The following is a 16,260-nucleotide window of genomic DNA, read 5'->3' as shown; positions in this document are numbered from 1 at the left end:
CCCGCTGCGCAGTGGAGCTCAAGGTGTTGATCGAACAGATGAGGGAGCAGATACAAAATATCGAGTGATGTCTACGCCCATCCATGAAATTCCATAACTTATTGTTTTTTATATAAACAGCTGCAGGAAAAAATGATGGGGATTTTTACTGCCAGGAAGGTCCAGGCTCTGATCAAGGACGGCACACCGATGGCAACGGCCTGTACTTGATGATTCCCCGGAAGGGTGCGCCCTGGAGAACGTCACCCCCATGCATGTACGGGTCATCGTCAGGAATCAAGTCTTTCAAGTTTTCAGGGAAAACAACGCAAGCTTCAGTCGGGAGAACTATCTCGCCTATGCCCTCCTTCTCGTATTGGGGACAAGGAAGACCGAACCGACTGAAGCTAAGTGGGAGGAGTTCAACCTGAAAAACGGCCAGTGGCAACTGCCCGGGGAGCGCAGCAAGTCAGGCGTCGGGATCAGAGTACCGCTTCCGCCACAGACCATCGACTGGTTGAAGGAACTTCAGGTACGTGCCTGTGGCTCAGAGTTTGTGTTCCCTAATCGACGCAGCAGCAAGCAACCCCACATGGGCAAGGACACACTGAATCGTGCCATTGCCAAATTGTTCGGCCAAGAGCCAGGCAGAAAGCTGCAACCAGAGAACAAGATGGGGGATATCGCCATATTTACTGTCCACGACCTTCGCCGGACCTGTCGGAGCCTGCTGGCTGCCACAGGCACGCCTGGCCATGTCGCGGAGCGCTGCCTGAATCACAAGCTCAAGGGGTAGAAGGCATCTACGACCGTTACGACTACTTTGAAGAGCGCAAGAAGGCAATGACCAAGGTGGCAGCGTTAGTTGCACTTAGAGCAGTGTAACCACAAGTGGCTTCGGTTGATCATGGATACCTCGATCCCAGCTTTGAAGACGTCAGTAAGGCGGTAATTCCAGGACATGCCTGAACCACCATCCGGCTAAGGTTTCAGCTCTACCCCTCTGAGGAAAATCAGGCTAGATGGGGAATGTGTAGATACGACTTCCAGCCACATCAGCCAAGAGACGGCTTTGATTCTGCGATCAGACCCCGTTCATGCGTGTAGGTTTTCCCCGTTTAGTTAGCCTGTATTGCGATTGACTGTTCATTCCATACTTGGAAATGACGCTGCATGGCTTCGCGCGCAGCTTCCGGGTCGCCTGCTTCAAGCGCATATATAATTGCGTCGTGTGTCGCGTTGGTCTGTTCGGCGGCGTTGGTATTGCCGCGAACCAGTACACGTCGGTGGAATAAAACCTGACGCAGGACCGAGGCCAGCCCCTGAATAAGCATGACGATGATCGGGTTGCCAGTCATCCAAGCTAGATGCTCGTGGAACTCGTAATCGGCTGAAATACCGTCCTCGATATCCTTGGGCGCCTTGATGCGATCCCCCAGATAACGCAGGTGAGCGATATCGTTTGGTCGAACTTGGGCGGCCGCGCTTTGTACGATCTCTCTCTCGAGCATTTCGCGCGCGCTCTCCAGCGATTCGACCGAAACATAGTTCAGTTGCAACGCCAAGTCGAAATATAGCTGCAGAAAATCCGGGTTCGGCATCTGCAGGAACGTGCCACGCCCCTGTGTGCGCTGTATGAAACCCAAGTGTTCTAGCGTGGCGAGATACTCCCGCATGCGGCTACGCTGCATGTCGAACTGAGTAGCTAGTGCCCGTTCCGGCGGTAACCGCAATCGTCCTTGGCGATCCACACTGGCAATGGTGGCGAGCCGCCGCATGAACGGAAGTAACGTTTGAATCGTGCTGCTCATTCGCTAACGAGTGAAAATACTGTCTGCATGATAGCAACCTGCTCAGACGAAAAAGTGTCACAGCGCCGCGGCCAGGGACCGCTAACGCCTAAGATTAGTACACCACCAGATTACAGGCCGGGCAGCACGGGGGCTAGCAGACTCAAGATATAAACCATCGCCAGCCCGGTTAGGCCAGCCACAAAACCGCCTGCGGTCCAAGTCTTGAGAGTTTGGCGCACAGTCATACCGGAGAACCGCGAAACCACCCAGAAGCCCGAGTCGTTGGGCATCGACAGGCCGATGCCACCACTGCAGATAGCAAGCCCTAGCAATATCGGCGAGATGTCCAAAGATACCGCGCTGGGCCCGATAATCGAGGCTGTGGTAATCAGCGCTACCGTTGACGAACCCAATGCCACGCGCAGGGTTTGGGCGAAGAGAAAGCCAAGCAACAACAGCGGCATCTGCCAGTTCTGCATCAAGTGAATTAGGTCGTCGCCGATGCCGGTGGTTTTTACGATCGCACCGAAACTGCCGCCGGCGCCGGTGATCAGTAGAATCAGACCGGCCGACTGAAATGCCTCCACATAAGCCTGATGAGGCTTTGTACTCATATAGGGACGTAGCACGATTGCCGCGAATATGACACTGATTAGGAGCGCCATGTTTTTGTCGCCGACGAACGCGAAAAACGGAGTTAACGGCGAGTTCGGCAGAGCAAAGCCGAACATCGTGTTGAGCAGGATTAGGCCAATTGGCAAGCCAATGACGAAGAAGGACAGAAACGTCGAGATTGGGCGCCGGTGTGTGCTGGCGTCTTTAGCATCCGTTGCAGCGTCATCCGGTGGCAGAGGCGCCTCATTGCGGGAGATGATCGGGCCGTAGACCAGCGCGGCAACAGCGATCGCTGGCGTGGCAACGATCAGGCCGTAAATGAAGAAGGCGCCTATATCGACCTTAAGCTGGTCGACCACCAGCAGTGGCGCTGGTGTTGGGATGACAAAACAATAGGCCGTGATCAAACCCACCGAGAGGGACAGTACCAGCTTACTGTAAGCATGGCCGGTACGCGATGACAGCCGCCGGATGATGCCATTCAGAATGACGAAAGCAGCATCAAAGAATAGCGGGATGCCGACCACCAGCCCGGTACCAGCTACCGCACTTGTTGCCTGGCGCGGGCCGAACAGTCGGAGGAGTGCCTGGGCAATACGATTGATCGCACCCGCATGCTCCATCAACTGGCCTAGAATAATGCCTAGCCCAATCAGGATGCCGACGCCGCCGAGCGTACTACCGAAGCCGCTAGTGATTGTATCGGGGATCTTTTCCAATGGCACGCCGGCAATCACACCAGTGGCTACAGCCACCACGAGTAGAGCGATGTAGGCTTCCCAGCGAAGAAACAGAATGAGAACAAAAAGAGTGATCAGCGCGCAGATAAAGACTGCGATCAAGGCGCTTCCAGTGAGCATAGTATCTCCTGGTTATTGTGTCGTGAGCTACCTGTGGGTAGCAGGCGATGAGGGACGGGCTAATCGGTCATCTCGAGAATGACCTTGATCGGTTGATCGGTTCGCTCAGCGGCAAGCTCCATGGCATCATCGATGTCATCGAAAACGAACCGATGGGTGATCAGTTTTTCCAGCGGATATCGACGGCTAGTGACTAGATCGACGGCGGCCTGAAAATCCTCCCGCACATACATGGAGGAGCCGCGCAACGTGAACTCGCCGATCATCACGCTGTTGAGATCAATCGCGATTGGCTCCTCGAACAGCGCAATCGATACGACTCGCCCTTTACGACGTACGAGCTGAAATGCAGCTTCAACTACGGAACCGAGCCCGACCGAGAGAAAGACTTCATCGCAGCTACCGGCCAGCTCCGCTAGCCGGTCAGCGGTTTCGGCACTGCGGATATCCAGTGCTTCGGATGGCAGGAGTTCGCGGGCAATAGCGAGGTTGCGATCAGTCGCATCAGTCATCACGATTTCGCCTGCACCAGCTGCGTGAGCGGCAATCGCCGTAGCCAGACCGATCGGCCCGGAGCCTAGGACGGCGACTCGATCACCTGGTTTGATCGCAGCGACACGAGCCGCATGCATCCCGACGGCCAAGGGCTCAATCAGAGCGGCCAGTTCTAGCGGCAGTGAGGTATCGACAGGATAGACGGTCCGTGCAGGTACACGCAGATACTCCGCAAACGCGCCAGGCCAAGCAGCGGTTCCGAGGATGGTCTTAGCCATGCACAGATTATAGTCGCCAGCCATGCAGCGGGCGCATTCACCGCAGCCATAATGAGGTTCCACGACGACATGATCGCCGAGAACAACATGATCAACCGCTGAGCCGGCTTCGATCACGCGACCGACCACTTCATGGCCGAGGATGCTTGGTGGATTGCGAAACGGGTGCGTGCCCTTAAAGGCATGCACTTCCGAACCGCAGATTCCTACGCGCTGGACTTCGATGATTACATCGTCATCGGCGGCCAGGTACGGCTTTTCGATATCGATGAACTCTAGATGCTCAAGCGCACTGAATAGGGATGCTTTCATGACAGAACTCCAGGCTTACAGCCAGTTCTTTATTTGAGATACGACCGCGTCGGTCGAAAGGCCGTACTGATCATGCAGGGTTGGCAAGGCGCCTGCGCCGAGGAATTCATCGGGCAATGCGATCTGATGAAAGGGACTTGCCACGCGATTTCGCATAAGAAGGCTTGCCACCGCTTCGCCTAGACCTCCCACACGGGAGTGGTTTTCGGCTACCACGGTCAACCCATCGACATCCTGCACCTCGCTTAGAATTGTGGCGTCGTCGAGTGGCTTTATGGTCGGTGAATGCACCACACGCAGGTGGATCCCATCTTTTTTGAGCTGCTCTGCTGCTTCAAGAGCCCGCATGGTCATCAGGCCCGAAGCAATGATCAACGCATCCCGGCCCTCGGTCAGCCGCTTGGCCTGACCCAACTCGAACCGATATTCAGGATAGTCGTCGAGCACCACCGGAACCTTGCCTCGCGGTAGGCGCATGTACACGGGGCCGTCATGGGCGGCAATTGCCGGCACCGCCTGCTCGATATCCAGCGCATCGCAAGGATCCACGATCGTGAGATTCGGCATACCGCGGAAGATGGCGATGTCTTCAGTTGCCTGATGGCTTGGCCCATAGCCGGTAGTAAGTCCTGGCAACGCGCAGGCAATTTTGACGTTGAGGTTTTCCTCGGCGATGTCCATAGCAATGAAGTCATAGGCGCGCCGGGTGGCAAACACCGCGTAGGTTGTTACAAACGGCATAAAGCCTTCGCGCGCAAAACCTGCGGAAGCTCCCATAAGCAGTTGCTCGGCCATGCCCATCTGATAGAACTGGTCTGGATACTCACGGGCGAAAATATGTAGGTCGGTGTATTTGGCCAGATCGCCCGACAGGCCAACAATATTCGAGCGCTGCCTGGCCAGCTCGACCAAAGCATGGCCGAATGGTGCCGGTCGGGTCGGCTGATTTTCATCGGCAATCGAAGCGATCATCGCCGAAGTCTTGAGCTTCTTATGGGGGCGCACATCTGCGGAAGTCATCAATCATGCTCCGTTGTCGAGGTTTGGGTTCTCATTGAGTGGGTTGGTCAGCATCGAGCACGTCTAGTGCCATCTGCCATTCGTCCTCATCAACCCGGATAAAATGAGTCTTGTCGCGCTGCTCGAGAAATGGCACGCCCTTGCCCATAAGGGTGTCGCACAGAATCACGCGCGGCTTGCCCTCGCTATGCCCGCGAGCGTTATCGAATGCCTCTACCAAAGCGTTCAAATCATTGCCATCAACGCGCTGGACATACCAACCGAACGCCTGCCAGCGATCCACGATCGGTTCGAAGCCGAGCGTGGTCGATGATGGGCCGTCAGCCTGTTGATCGTTGATATCTACGATCGCGATGAGATTGTCGAGCGCATGATGGGATGCGGACATGGCAGCTTCCCATGTCGCGCCTTCGTTCAACTCGCCGTCTGAAAGCAAATTATAAACGAATGCGTCCGAAGCTTTTCGCTTAAGGGCGAGCGACATTCCTACGGCGATGCCAAGTCCGTGGCCCAACGAACCACCAGTGATCTCCATACCAGGTGTATAAGGCGCCATACCGGACATCGGCAGCCGGCTGTCGTCGCTTCCATAGGATTCGAGTTCGTCCTGGGGTACGAAACCGGCTTCTAGTAACGCAGCGTATAGACCAATCGCATAGTGACCGATTGATAACAGGAACCGATCCCGCCCTTCCCACTTAGGCTCCTCGGCGCGATAACGCGTCGCGTGGAAATACGACACAGCCAAGACATCAGCCACACCGAGCGCTTGGCCGACGTACCCCTGGCCTTGGACTTCACCCATACGCAGTGCATTACGACGAATCCGCCAAGCATGCTTTTCCAGTGCTTGGTGAGCGCGTGCGCGTTCATCGACCTCCTGCATACTTGCCTCCTGACTTCTCCAAATTGGTACTACCAATATGGATCATCTCAGATGGCTTGAAACTTAGACATTTGTTTAAAAAAGGCCTATAAACTGGGTTTTATACAGAATATCGGTATCAGAGGGTCATTTTTATTCTAAATTGGTCAACCAATATGAAGGATTTTCGTCATTGAATTTGGAGCCAGGCCCCGGTATTGAGGCACGATAGAAGCTCCACGACGACAAAGAGGATGGTATGGACGGCAAAATCACCCAAGAGTGCTGATGACACCATCTTGGTACGGATGATTTGCCAGTACTGGCGTGTCAACAATCAAGCGCACTGGTGCTTGGACATCACTTTTGCAGATGATCAGATATGAGCCCGTACAGCCCATGCCGGGCATAGTCCGACCCACCCTCAAGCGCTTGACATTGAGTCTGAATAGTTTGGGCTAAGCGGATCATCTCAGCGACATTTGACGAATACCGGGTTCACTTGCCTAGCTTAAAATGAGAACCAATCTCTATATGCGACTGCCACGGAACGACTAGTTTCGCCCTTAGGCCAAAGTTAGTGTATATTTCTATAATTTTCATATAGTTATACAAAACCCCTGATTGGAAAAAATTTGAGACCTATATCACTCCTGTGAGCCAAGCCCTCCCCGGGCTTTCGTCACCGCCACAGGAGTCGTGATATGCCCCCACCCTGCAGGCGCTGTCACTCACAGCACCTCATCAATCTCGAGACGGCCCGCAAGCTCGGCATCGCCGCCGGCGCGCTGGCCGGCAGCCTCAAGAGCGTCCATGAATCGCTTTACGCCGTCAGAGTGCCGACGGTGCCGTCCCCGCATCTGCCGCTCAGTCGCGTGGCGAGTGCGGTCATTGCCGGCGCCTCCGGCGGTATCGCCGGTGCTGCGGCCGGCAACCAAATGATCCGTCATCTACTGCCCCCCCCCGGCGAAGGGTCCCCCTGGCTCTGTCTGGGCTGTGGTCACGCCTTCCGCGTGCGGGACTGACGCTGTTCTCTCCCTCTTCACCCAGCCGGCGTTTGCCGGCTTTTTTCATTCAGGAGCTTTCTCATGGCCCATCTGATTGAGCAAATGGCCTACGTCGGCGATACCCCCTGGCATGGTCTGGGGCAACAGCTGTCCCGCCATCAGCCGCTGGAGGTCTGGCGACAACAGGCCGGCATGGACTGGCACATCGAGGCATCGCCGGTGCGTTTCATTGCCGATTCGGCGTCACATCTAGGTAGCATCCATTCCTTCCCCGAACAGAAGGTGCTCTACCGTTCCGATACTCAGGCGCCGCTGTCGGTGGTCTCTCAGCGCTACAAGGTGGTGCAGCCGGAAGAGGTGCTGGCGTTCTACCGCGATCTCACGGAATACGCGGGTTATGAGCTCGAGACCGCCGGGGTGCTCAAGGGCGGTCGCAAGTTCTGGGCACTGGCCCGCAGTGGTCTGGGCGGGGCTCTGAAGGGGCAAGATCAGGTCAACGACTACCTACTGCTGGCCACGTCATGTGACGGATCCCTGGCCACGGTGGCGACGCCCACCTCGGTGCGGGTGGTCTGCCACAACACTCTGTCCATTGCTGTAGATGGCATGTCGCAAGGCGTGAAGGTGCCACACAGCACCGAGTTTCGCCCGCAGTTGGTCAAGCAACAACTGGGCCTCTCGGTCTCGCAGTGGGACGACTTCATGGTCCGCATGAAGACCCTGGCCGAGCGCAAAGTCAGCCAGGCGGAAGCCCAGACGTATTTCCAGTCGGTCATCTGCAATACCGACGGCCCGCTGGACCACCCTTCCAGGCTGCCCAATGGCCGTGCCCTCAATCGCGTCCAGAAGCTCTACCAGGACGAAGGACGTGGTTCACAACTGTGTACGGCGCAAGGTACCGCCTGGGGCCTGCTCAACGCGGTCACTGAGTACGTCGATCACGAAAAGCGCGCCCGCAGCAGCGACTACCGTATGGACGCTGCCTGGTTCGGCCAGGGGGCCAACCTCAAGGATAAAGCCCTGGAGTCCGCGCTTGCGCTGGTGGCCTGATCGGCCGCGAGCGCTACGACACCGGCGGCAGGTCACACAGCCCCATCCATTTCTATCACGGCAGTGCGCCCGGCCCTTTTCAGGCCGGGCGTCGCTGTTTCTGGAGGTATCGATGCAACCCCGCATGACGTCCGAGACCTACCGCGTCCTGACCCGGTTGACGCGTCAACTGTTGAGGGCCGGGGAACACACGACGGACACCCACGTGCTGGCCGAGGGTCGTCTCTACCGCGTGGCCGTGTCCTTGGAGCCGGTCCGTGCCGACCAGCTCGATGATGTCATCAACCGCTATCGCTAACGGAGGCCGTCATGGCAACCCCCATCAAGCCCAATGCCAACGGCCAAACGCCGGTGGCCCAGTCCGATCAGGACAGCACCGCGATCATTCAGGTAATCGAGCGGGCCGCCCTCAATCCCGACGTCAACATCGACAAGATGGAGCGTCTGCTGCAGATGCAGGAGCGGGTACTGGATCGCCAGGCGCTCATGGCCTACAGCGCCGCCATGGCGGCCATGCAGACCGAACTGCCGAGCATCGCCGAACGTGGCCAGGGCAACAACGGCCACTACGCCACGCTGGAGGACATCGTCGATACCGTGCGCCCGATCATGCAGAAGCACGGCTTCGTGGTGAGCTTTCGCATCCAGACCCAAGAGCGTGCGATTCAGGTCACCGGCGTGCTGATGCACCAGGACGGCCACCGGGAAGAGACCAGCATGCTGCTGCCGGCGGACGTAAGCGGCAACAAGAATGCTGTCCAGGCCTTCGGTTCGTCGACCAGCTATGGCAAACGCTACGTGCTCTGCGCCTTGCTCAATATCACCACCCGGGGCCAGGACGACAACGGGCATGCCGCCGTCTCGGTGAAGCGCGTGACCGCGTTTCAGGCGGGCCAGATCAGGCAACTGATGGGCGCCTGCCAGACGGCTACCCAGGAGTGGTTCGTCGACAAGTACGGCGATGCCGAGCAGGTGCCACGCAGCGATTTCGACAAGTTGCGCGCCTCCCTGCAGAAACGGGTCCAGCCCTACTCACAACCTCACTGACCGGCCGCGAGGGGTTCCCCTCGCGGTCTATGCCGCGTTATCGCAAAAGGAGATCGTCATGCAGACCCTGACACTCGACCAGGGCACGCCCGAGTGGCATGCCGCCCGGCTGGGCATCGTCACCATGTCTGAGCTGAAAACATTGCTGGTCAAAGGCAAGGGACCGGGCGGCTTCGGCACCGGGGCGCTGAGCTACATGCATCAGTTGATCGGTGAGCGCATCACCGGCGAGCCTTCCAATGCCTTCCAGGGCAATGCCCACACCCAACGCGGCCACGCCCTGGAGCCGGTGGCCCGCGAACTCTACCACGAGGCGACGGGGCTGCCGCACCTGGAGCAGGTGGGCATCATCCTCAATCACGGCGTCGGCTACTCGCCCGACTGCCTGGTGGACCGCAGCGGTCTCGCCGAAATCAAGACCAAGCTGCCCAAGTATCAGATCGAGTTGCTGCTGGCCGGTGAGCTGCCCCCGGAACATGTCGCCCAATGCCAGGGCGGCCTGTGGGTCAGCGAGCGAGAGTGGTTCGATTTCGTCAGCTATTGGCCGGGGATGCCGCTGTTCGTGAAACGCGCCTATCGGGACGAGGCGATGATCCGCACCATCGCTGAGCGGGTCGACGCCTTCCACGAAGAACTGGAGCGCCGCATGGCGCTGGTGATGGCCGCCTGAGGAGACACACCATGACCCACCGTAAATTGATTGCCGGCGAAGTCGCCGGCACCTATCACGTCACCGAGGCGGTGACCGAAGGCGAACTGCTGCAGATCGCCAAACGACTCGCCCGGCGCCGACTGGCCAAGGGGCGCAAGATCAACCAGCCATCATCGGTCTTCGAGTATCTTCAGGTGCTGATGCAGGACTATGAGCACGAGATGTTCAGCGCCCTGTTCCTCGACAGCCAGCATCGCGTTATCCGTTTCGAAGAGCTTTTTCTTGTTTCGTTAAGCATCGTTTTTCTTATCTTCTAGCGTCAAAGGTCTGCTCGCCTTGTATTTTTTTCTTAAATCGTCCACCGGCTTTGTCTGGCCATCTTCGTCGATATATCGCCAGAACGTCCAGCCATTGACGCGGCGATAATGCAGGCCGTCATCGGGTTTGCCCGATACGGTAGCGCGGACAACACCGCCAGCGATTGACAGTGATGTATGGCGTTTGCCGTTCATTAGCACGAAGCCGTCCGAGTCAATCTCGGCGCGAAAACCCTTGCCCCTAAAGTTCACATGAATGGGAAAGTTGGGTTTGATTATGCCGGCCTCAATCAGAGCGGCTAGCTTGATCCGTTTATCACTCATGCTGCGCCTCCGTGACCGGAAACACGCTGCACAATCGTACGGATTGACTGTTTCCATTGGGGCGCATCCTGATTGGCCCTGGCGCGGCATTCAATCATGAGCTGGCGCAGCAATCCAGGCATATCGGCCAGCCGTTCACTGCCAGATGCAAGAAAGTTCCCGAAGTCCCCAAGGGTGAGTGGCACAATATCGAGAGATATTTTGCTGTCATCTGACAGATACCAGTCACCGGAACGGAAGGTATGGGCTGTATTGCTATCAATCTTTACAGCGATAAACAGACCATAGACAGGTTTAGTCGATGTTTCGGTGTATTGCGCAACATGACGGCGAACTGGCTCGCCCTCGGCGGCCTCCTGCCGTGATGAGGTGGTTAGGGTGACTTCCACCACGATAATGGCATCCTCGAATTCAAAAACCATATCAGGCCCGCCGCCGGGGGCACAATTAACCGGTAGGAAGTCTTGGTCGATCTGGAAGCGCCGGGCTTCCCAAGGCGGATGGCAAAGGCTGTCCATAGCAAGGAATGCGCGCCATATAGCCCATTCTAGATAGACCGGGCCCTCCCCGCGTGGAATTGTTACCCTATTGCCGTCCGGTAAAGTGGCGCTGCTACGAGTCGGTATGGCTTCAAGCCATGCCATGATTTCATCCAGTTCATCGGCTTGCCGGTCAGCATATTCCTGTTCGTCGAGCTGCAAGAGCATAGCGTCTAGCTCGTGCCGGAACTGTTCAAGATTTGGCAAAGGCGTATCGGCTGCAGGCGCCTCTACCTGAACGCCACGGTCCTGGAGCTGCTCTACAAGATCTTGCACCACGGTATTGGAAGATTCGGCGTTATCAGTAGGTAACTTCGCACCTTGCCAGAGCGCATAAAAATAAGGCTTGTTATCGAGTGTGGTTTCTTCCTCATCAAGCAACAAGGCGGCAAGCTGCGCGCGAGGTTGGGAAAGGGCTATGCCGCGCCCTGCGGTGCGGAAAAGGCCAGTGGCTTTCAAATAACGGAAAGAAAGGTCGGCATAATCATCGAGCGTACTGGTCTGGCGGTCGATCTCGGCGGCTATATCTTCGTAAAACCTGCGGTCATAGGCGCGGACATTTCCTCGTGCCTCATCGCGCCCCTGTCTAAAATTTACGATCTTCCTTACGGTGTTATTGATGCCATTTGCCGGGGTCGAAGTTTGCACGAAGAGGGCAAGCTCCTGAAAGGAAAGTGTCGCGACGTGTCCGCCTTCGGCTAGGCCCTGCATCACGCGTAGCGTGAAGCGCAACGGAGAAAAGCTATCGCCGGTATATTGATGCTCGATCGGCGAGGGAATGCGATAGCTCGCAAGCGAGCGCAGAAAGCATTCCTGTTGCGCGGTGATGATTTCGGAATGCGCAAGACGGTAGCCGTTTGGCGTGATTTCATAGGGACGGCCAGAAAGCTGTTCAATATCTTCGGTCGAAGCGGCTAAGGCTGGATCGGTCGTGCCGCTGTGAATACCTCTCGTGAGCTGCGGAGTGATAAAGCCCAGCTGCGAAAGCGCTGCCCGCCATTTACGCCCAAGATCAGATGCGTCCTTACCCTCGGCTACTCGGGGAGCATTGAGTATGCCTTCGTCATGCAATAGAGAGGCAAAGGTGTTTTCCTGAGCCTGGCCCAATATGTTGCCGTTTAACGGCGAGCCTTGCAAAACTCGCAAGGCGTCGCGGAGGCGGTAGGGTGTGCGAACAGTTGTATTGCCAATATGCCAGAGCATCATCAATAGCCTACAAATAGATATTCTTGTACTGCGTTCTTTGTATCATTGCTTTGGTTAGCAAAGCTGTATCGATAATCGATGTCAATCACCTCGACATGCCGTTTGTATTTGGACATGAGCGATATGATCTCCTCGCGGGTTGGCTGCGAGTTTGACGAATACGACACAAGTAAAATACTGTCTTTTAGACGTCGAAATAGCTTGTCGAAAGCATCTATAGCTCCAAAGCGTGTGCTAAACGGAGTCGGGTAGTTTTTGAATTTCTTCGTCTTAGTATGCCATTGCATGTCTACATCTTCCCAGTTCCGGGCCAGTCCTTCTACGAAATGATAACGCCGGACGTATTCATTATCGGAAAGTGGGCTGTAATAAGGAGGATCAATATAGACAAGATCTGCTTTGTATCGAGTCGTCATGGCATCACCATGACGCGCACGGTTCTTTTTTCCGTTGTCAAAGACGGCAGCATTTATCAGCTTGGCTGCATTTCGTATTTGCTCTTCCATGCTCATACGAAGGTCAGCGCGGCCATCATCGTAACGCAACCCGGTATAGGTGAATATGCCCCGCGCACGCTTTTTAAGGCATGCCCGAATGAGCGCCGACATGGCTATAGCTCGCTTTTCGCTATTGGGTAATTTGCAAATGTTGGAGCGCACCAAGTCTATGATGGCGTTTTCCTCATCCGTGTAATAAAGCCCTTCGAAAGTTTCCTGTACAAAGCGACTCGCCTTAGGATTAGGTGAAAAAAGCTTGTCGATTTCCTTCTCAGTGAGGGTGTGGCCATTGTTCTCGACCATGGCTTTTGAGAACGTAGCGCTCATGGCCATGTAGTCATTAGTGAACACCCTTTTTCCCATCGTCTTGAACAGATAGCCGACTACGCCGGAACCAGAGAATAGATCTAGGGCTGAATCAAATTCAAACTGAGATGCTACGTCTTGAATATAGGGCAAAAGCTTCTCTTTTGACCCCATGTAGCGGGTGGATGGGTACGCAAATACCTTTTTATTCAACGGGGCAGGTACTTCACGGATAGCGAAACGCGGATATGGTTGTACGTTGACAATTACGTCCTCGGCAGTGCGACTCCCTGCATTTGAACTAATATTGCGGCGGGTGTTAACAATTTCTATTTCGTAAGGTTCGTATAGCTCATGAACAAGCGGATGGTTGGAGTTTGTCAAGATAACATGGCAACCTAACCTTTGAAGGCGGGCGACTTCCTCGGCTAGTTCGCGGTGATCTTCTTCATAGAATTGCTCTTTTGTGTACCGCTTGAAGTCGGCATATTTCGATACTGGTAAATAGGGCGGATCGAGGAAAATAAAATCACCACGTTTTGCCTTTTGGGCGAGGACATCCCTATAATCGCCACAGATAATCTCTACATTTTTGAGCGCCTCTGATGCGGCCCGCAAAGTTACTGGTTGGCAAAAGCTGGGGTTTTTATATCGGCCATAAGGAGCATTGAACTCACCTTTCTTATTGACACGATAGAGGCCATTAAAACAAGTACGATTCAGGTATATGGTACGAGCAGCTGCATATTCCTTTTCTAGCTCCTCAGCACGCAACGCCCGAATTGCATAAAAGTCCGTTTCATCGTTTTTGAAGCTTGCAAGGTGCTCTATGACTTGCTCCACATTATCGGCAAGACATTTGTAGACGTTAACCAATTCAGGATTTGAATCGGCGATGACACCAGCACGTGGCTGCATGGCGAAGAACATGGCGCCCCCGCCGATAAATGGCTCAATATACTGGCCATAGCTGGATGGTGCCTTGGCCCTGAGCTCAGCGAGAAGCTGCGTTTTGCCGCCCGCCCATTTGAGGAAAGGCTTTGCCTGAATCGTTTTGGCTACACCCTTTGTTGCTACACACTTCATCAATTTGAATCCTGAAATTTTGGATCAAATTTGATCCAATTTGCCGTGCTTGTCAATAGTAATTTATGTATTTCGGTGGCTTGTAATCAGTCTGTAATTGTAGGGTCCCTGATGATCAGATGAGCTATAGAAGTTATCCTCTGCTGGCAGCCAGAGAGCTTCTACAGCAATTCATCGGGGAGCAGGTTCATGGACATCAAGCTGCATAAGCAAGCAACGACGACACCGAAAATTCGTGCCGAGATCCAGGCAGCGCCCTCCGGTATCAGCGATAGCGAGTTGGCCCGACAGTATGGTGTTGGCGACTCCACCATCCGCCGTTGGCGGTATCGTGATGATGTCCATGACCGTTCGCACACACGCCACAACCTGCTGGCCACGCTGACGACCGAGCAGGAGGAAGTGCTGATCGCCGCTCGCGAGTTTCTTCGGCTCGGCCTGGATGATCTGCTGATCGTGGCCCGTGAGTTTCTGAACCCTCGGCTGTCACGTTCCGGCTTGCATCGCATGCTCAAGCGGCGCGAGGTACCAACGCTCGCGGAACTGGCTCGGCAAGATGCCAGTGGTGGCGATAAGCCCCGACACAAGCCTTTCAAGGACTACGAACCGGGATATGTGCACATCGACATCAAACACCTGCCCCAGATGCCCGATGAGCAGCAGAAGCGCTACCTGTACGTGGCCATCGATAGGGCAACGCGCTGGGTCTATCTGGAAATCAGAAGCAGCCAGTCCGCGAAGGGTGCACGCGCGTTCATGAAGCAGGTAGATGTAAGAGGCCGGATGATAGATTAGGCCATAGGAGCTACCCTCTGTTGGCAGCGCGTGACCTCATTGCTCAATTCATCCAGGAGCAGCGAGATGGATATCAAACTGCATAAGACGGCAACCACCACACCGCGCATCCGCCAGGAGATCCAGCAGGCGCCCGCCTCGGTCAGTGATAGCGAGCTGGCTCGGCGTTATCATGTCTCGTGCCCCACCATTGCCCGGTGGCGTTACCGCAGCACGCAACATGACCGGTCCCACACGCGACACAACCTGCTCGCGACGCTGTCTCCCGTCCAGGAAGAGATCGTGGTGGCCCTGCGCGAATACCTGCGTTTGAGCGTCGACGACCTACTGGTGGTGGCAAAGGAATTTCTTCATCCAGACCTCTCACGCTCAGCACTGCAACGCCTCTTGAGACGCCGAGGCCTGCCCAGCCTGGCGGCGTTGGAAAAGCAGGAGAAGGCGGCTCAGCAGTCGCCGCATAAGCCCTTCAAGGCCTATGAGCCGGGCTATGTTCATGTCGACGTCAAGCATCTGCCCCAGATGGCCGATGAAGACCACAAGCGCTATCTCTTCGTGGCGATCGACCGCGCGACGCGCTGGGTCTACCTGGAGGTTCGCCAACATCAATCCGCACAGGATGCCGATACCTTCCTGCAACACGTTCGTGAGCGGGCGCCGTTCAAGATCAGGACCCTACTGACGGACAACGGCAAGACCTTTACCGACCGTTTCGCCGCGGGCGGTGAGCGTCAGCCCAGCGGCAGACACCGGGTGGATCGGTTCTGTCACCAGCATGGCATCGACCATCGGCTGATCCCGCCTTACCGGCCGCAGACCAATGGCATGGTCGAGCGCTTCAATGGCCGCGTGAGCGACGTACTGAACACGCATCGGTTCGACTCGCGGGAGGATCTGGAAACCACGCTCAAACGCTACAACTGGCTCTATAACCACCACATCAATCAAAAGGCCTTGCATCATCAGACGCCGGTCGGTGCAATGAAGCAATGGCAGACCGACAGGCCCGAATTATTCTGGAAACGCGTAATTAATCACACGGGCCCCGACACCTAGAAACTCTCGATGCCGCCAATGCAGACCGGCGATGGCGGGACCAGATGAGCCGGCACGCTTACTGGCGAGTGTCGGCATGCTCGTAGATCGCTGAGGCGTCCTCGCCATCCTTGTCACCCGTGCCACCCTCGTTGCTCTCGCCATCGGCAGCCAATTCGGCATCG

The 16,260-nt window shown here is 55.9% G+C and carries 16 protein-coding genes and 2 pseudogenes; 10 read left to right on the top strand and 8 right to left on the bottom strand.

From position 1 onward, the window contains the following. Positions 1-68 (top strand): DUF1732 domain-containing protein (locus OP496_RS15630; RefSeq protein ID WP_280564709.1); only part of this gene is annotated, 68 nt, incomplete at its 5' end. Positions 69-250: 182 nt separating this feature from the next. Then, positions 251-775 (top strand): tyrosine-type recombinase/integrase, encoded by a 525-nt coding sequence (locus OP496_RS15625; RefSeq protein WP_280564707.1) that lies wholly within the window; start codon positions 251-253, stop codon positions 773-775. Between the two features lie 322 nt (positions 776-1,097). Here the strand turns inward: OP496_RS15625 and OP496_RS15620 are convergent, their stop codons facing one another. The 5 genes from OP496_RS15620 to OP496_RS15600 form a co-directional block, all read right to left on the bottom strand. After that, a complete protein-coding gene (locus OP496_RS15620; RefSeq protein WP_280564705.1) occupies positions 1,098-1,790 on the bottom strand; it encodes an FCD domain-containing protein in 693 nt (230 codons plus the stop codon). Positions 1,791-1,900: 110 nt separating this feature from the next. Then, complete coding sequence (locus OP496_RS15615) at positions 1,901-3,247, bottom strand: gluconate:H+ symporter (RefSeq protein ID WP_280564704.1); 1,347 nt, start codon at positions 3,245-3,247, stop codon at positions 1,901-1,903. Between the two features lie 59 nt (positions 3,248-3,306). After that, positions 3,307-4,332: an alcohol dehydrogenase catalytic domain-containing protein gene (locus OP496_RS15610; RefSeq protein WP_280564702.1), complete on the bottom strand. Its 1,026-nt coding sequence runs from the start codon at positions 4,330-4,332 to the stop codon at positions 3,307-3,309. Between the two features lie 15 nt (positions 4,333-4,347). Then, a complete protein-coding gene (locus tag OP496_RS15605; protein ID WP_280564701.1) occupies positions 4,348-5,352 on the bottom strand; it encodes a transketolase family protein in 1,005 nt (334 codons plus the stop codon). A gap of 31 nt (positions 5,353-5,383) precedes the next feature. Continuing rightward, on the bottom strand, positions 5,384-6,238 hold the full coding sequence (locus OP496_RS15600; RefSeq protein WP_280564700.1) for a transketolase: 855 nt from the start codon (positions 6,236-6,238) through the stop codon (positions 5,384-5,386). A 683-nt stretch (positions 6,239-6,921) separates the two neighbouring features. Here OP496_RS15600 and OP496_RS15595 point away from each other — a divergent pair. From OP496_RS15595 to OP496_RS15570, 6 genes and pseudogenes are all read left to right on the top strand, one after another. Then, entirely contained in the window at positions 6,922-7,242 is a 321-nt protein-coding gene (locus OP496_RS15595; RefSeq protein WP_280564699.1) for a hypothetical protein, read from the top strand. 63 nt (positions 7,243-7,305) lie between these two features. Next, on the top strand, positions 7,306-8,274 hold the full coding sequence (locus OP496_RS15590; RefSeq protein WP_280564698.1) for a DUF932 domain-containing protein: 969 nt from the start codon (positions 7,306-7,308) through the stop codon (positions 8,272-8,274). A gap of 112 nt (positions 8,275-8,386) precedes the next feature. Further along, complete coding sequence (locus OP496_RS15585; RefSeq protein WP_280564697.1) at positions 8,387-8,572, top strand: hypothetical protein; 186 nt, start codon at positions 8,387-8,389, stop codon at positions 8,570-8,572. 11 nt (positions 8,573-8,583) lie between these two features. After that, on the top strand, positions 8,584-9,321 hold the full coding sequence (locus OP496_RS15580) for an ERF family protein (RefSeq protein ID WP_280564696.1): 738 nt from the start codon (positions 8,584-8,586) through the stop codon (positions 9,319-9,321). 58 nt (positions 9,322-9,379) lie between these two features. Then, positions 9,380-9,991: a lambda exonuclease family protein gene (locus tag OP496_RS15575; protein WP_280564695.1), complete on the top strand. Its 612-nt coding sequence runs from the start codon at positions 9,380-9,382 to the stop codon at positions 9,989-9,991. An 11-nt stretch (positions 9,992-10,002) separates the two neighbouring features. Then, positions 10,003-10,266, top strand: a pseudogene (locus OP496_RS15570) (JAB domain-containing protein); the annotation flags it as partial. On the opposite strand, the gene OP496_RS15565 reads toward OP496_RS15570, so the two are convergent. From OP496_RS15565 to OP496_RS15555, 3 genes are read right to left on the bottom strand one after another with little or no spacing between them, the layout of a single operon-like run. Next, positions 10,264-10,614, bottom strand: coding sequence for a hypothetical protein (locus OP496_RS15565; protein ID WP_280564694.1), 351 nt, complete (start codon positions 10,612-10,614; stop codon positions 10,264-10,266). The pseudogene OP496_RS15570 and the gene OP496_RS15565 sit on opposite strands and share 3 nt — an antisense overlap. Beyond that, positions 10,611-12,359, bottom strand: a complete 1,749-nt coding sequence (locus OP496_RS15560) for an AlwI family type II restriction endonuclease (RefSeq protein ID WP_280564693.1) — start codon at positions 12,357-12,359, stop codon at positions 10,611-10,613. Before OP496_RS15560 ends, OP496_RS15565 begins: the two co-directional genes overlap by 4 nt. Further along, a complete protein-coding gene (locus tag OP496_RS15555; protein ID WP_280564692.1) occupies positions 12,359-14,248 on the bottom strand; it encodes a Dam family site-specific DNA-(adenine-N6)-methyltransferase in 1,890 nt (629 codons plus the stop codon). The genes OP496_RS15560 and OP496_RS15555 overlap by 1 nt, the downstream gene beginning before the upstream one ends. A gap of 189 nt (positions 14,249-14,437) precedes the next feature. On the opposite strand from OP496_RS15555, the pseudogene OP496_RS15550 reads away from it, so the two are divergent. Both OP496_RS15550 and OP496_RS15545 read left to right on the top strand, forming a co-directional pair. Continuing rightward, positions 14,438-15,019: pseudogene (locus OP496_RS15550) on the top strand (IS481 family transposase); the annotation flags it as partial. A gap of 90 nt (positions 15,020-15,109) precedes the next feature. Beyond that, entirely contained in the window at positions 15,110-16,096 is a 987-nt protein-coding gene (locus tag OP496_RS15545; RefSeq protein WP_280564691.1) for an IS481 family transposase, read from the top strand. Positions 16,097-16,260 lie beyond the last annotated feature (164 nt).

Source organism: Chromohalobacter sp. 48-RD10 (assembly GCF_029889785.1).
Lineage (GTDB): Bacteria > Pseudomonadota > Gammaproteobacteria > Pseudomonadales > Halomonadaceae > Chromohalobacter.
Note: the sequence above shows the minus strand (reverse complement) of the source record. Positions and strands in the feature narration are given on the sequence as shown.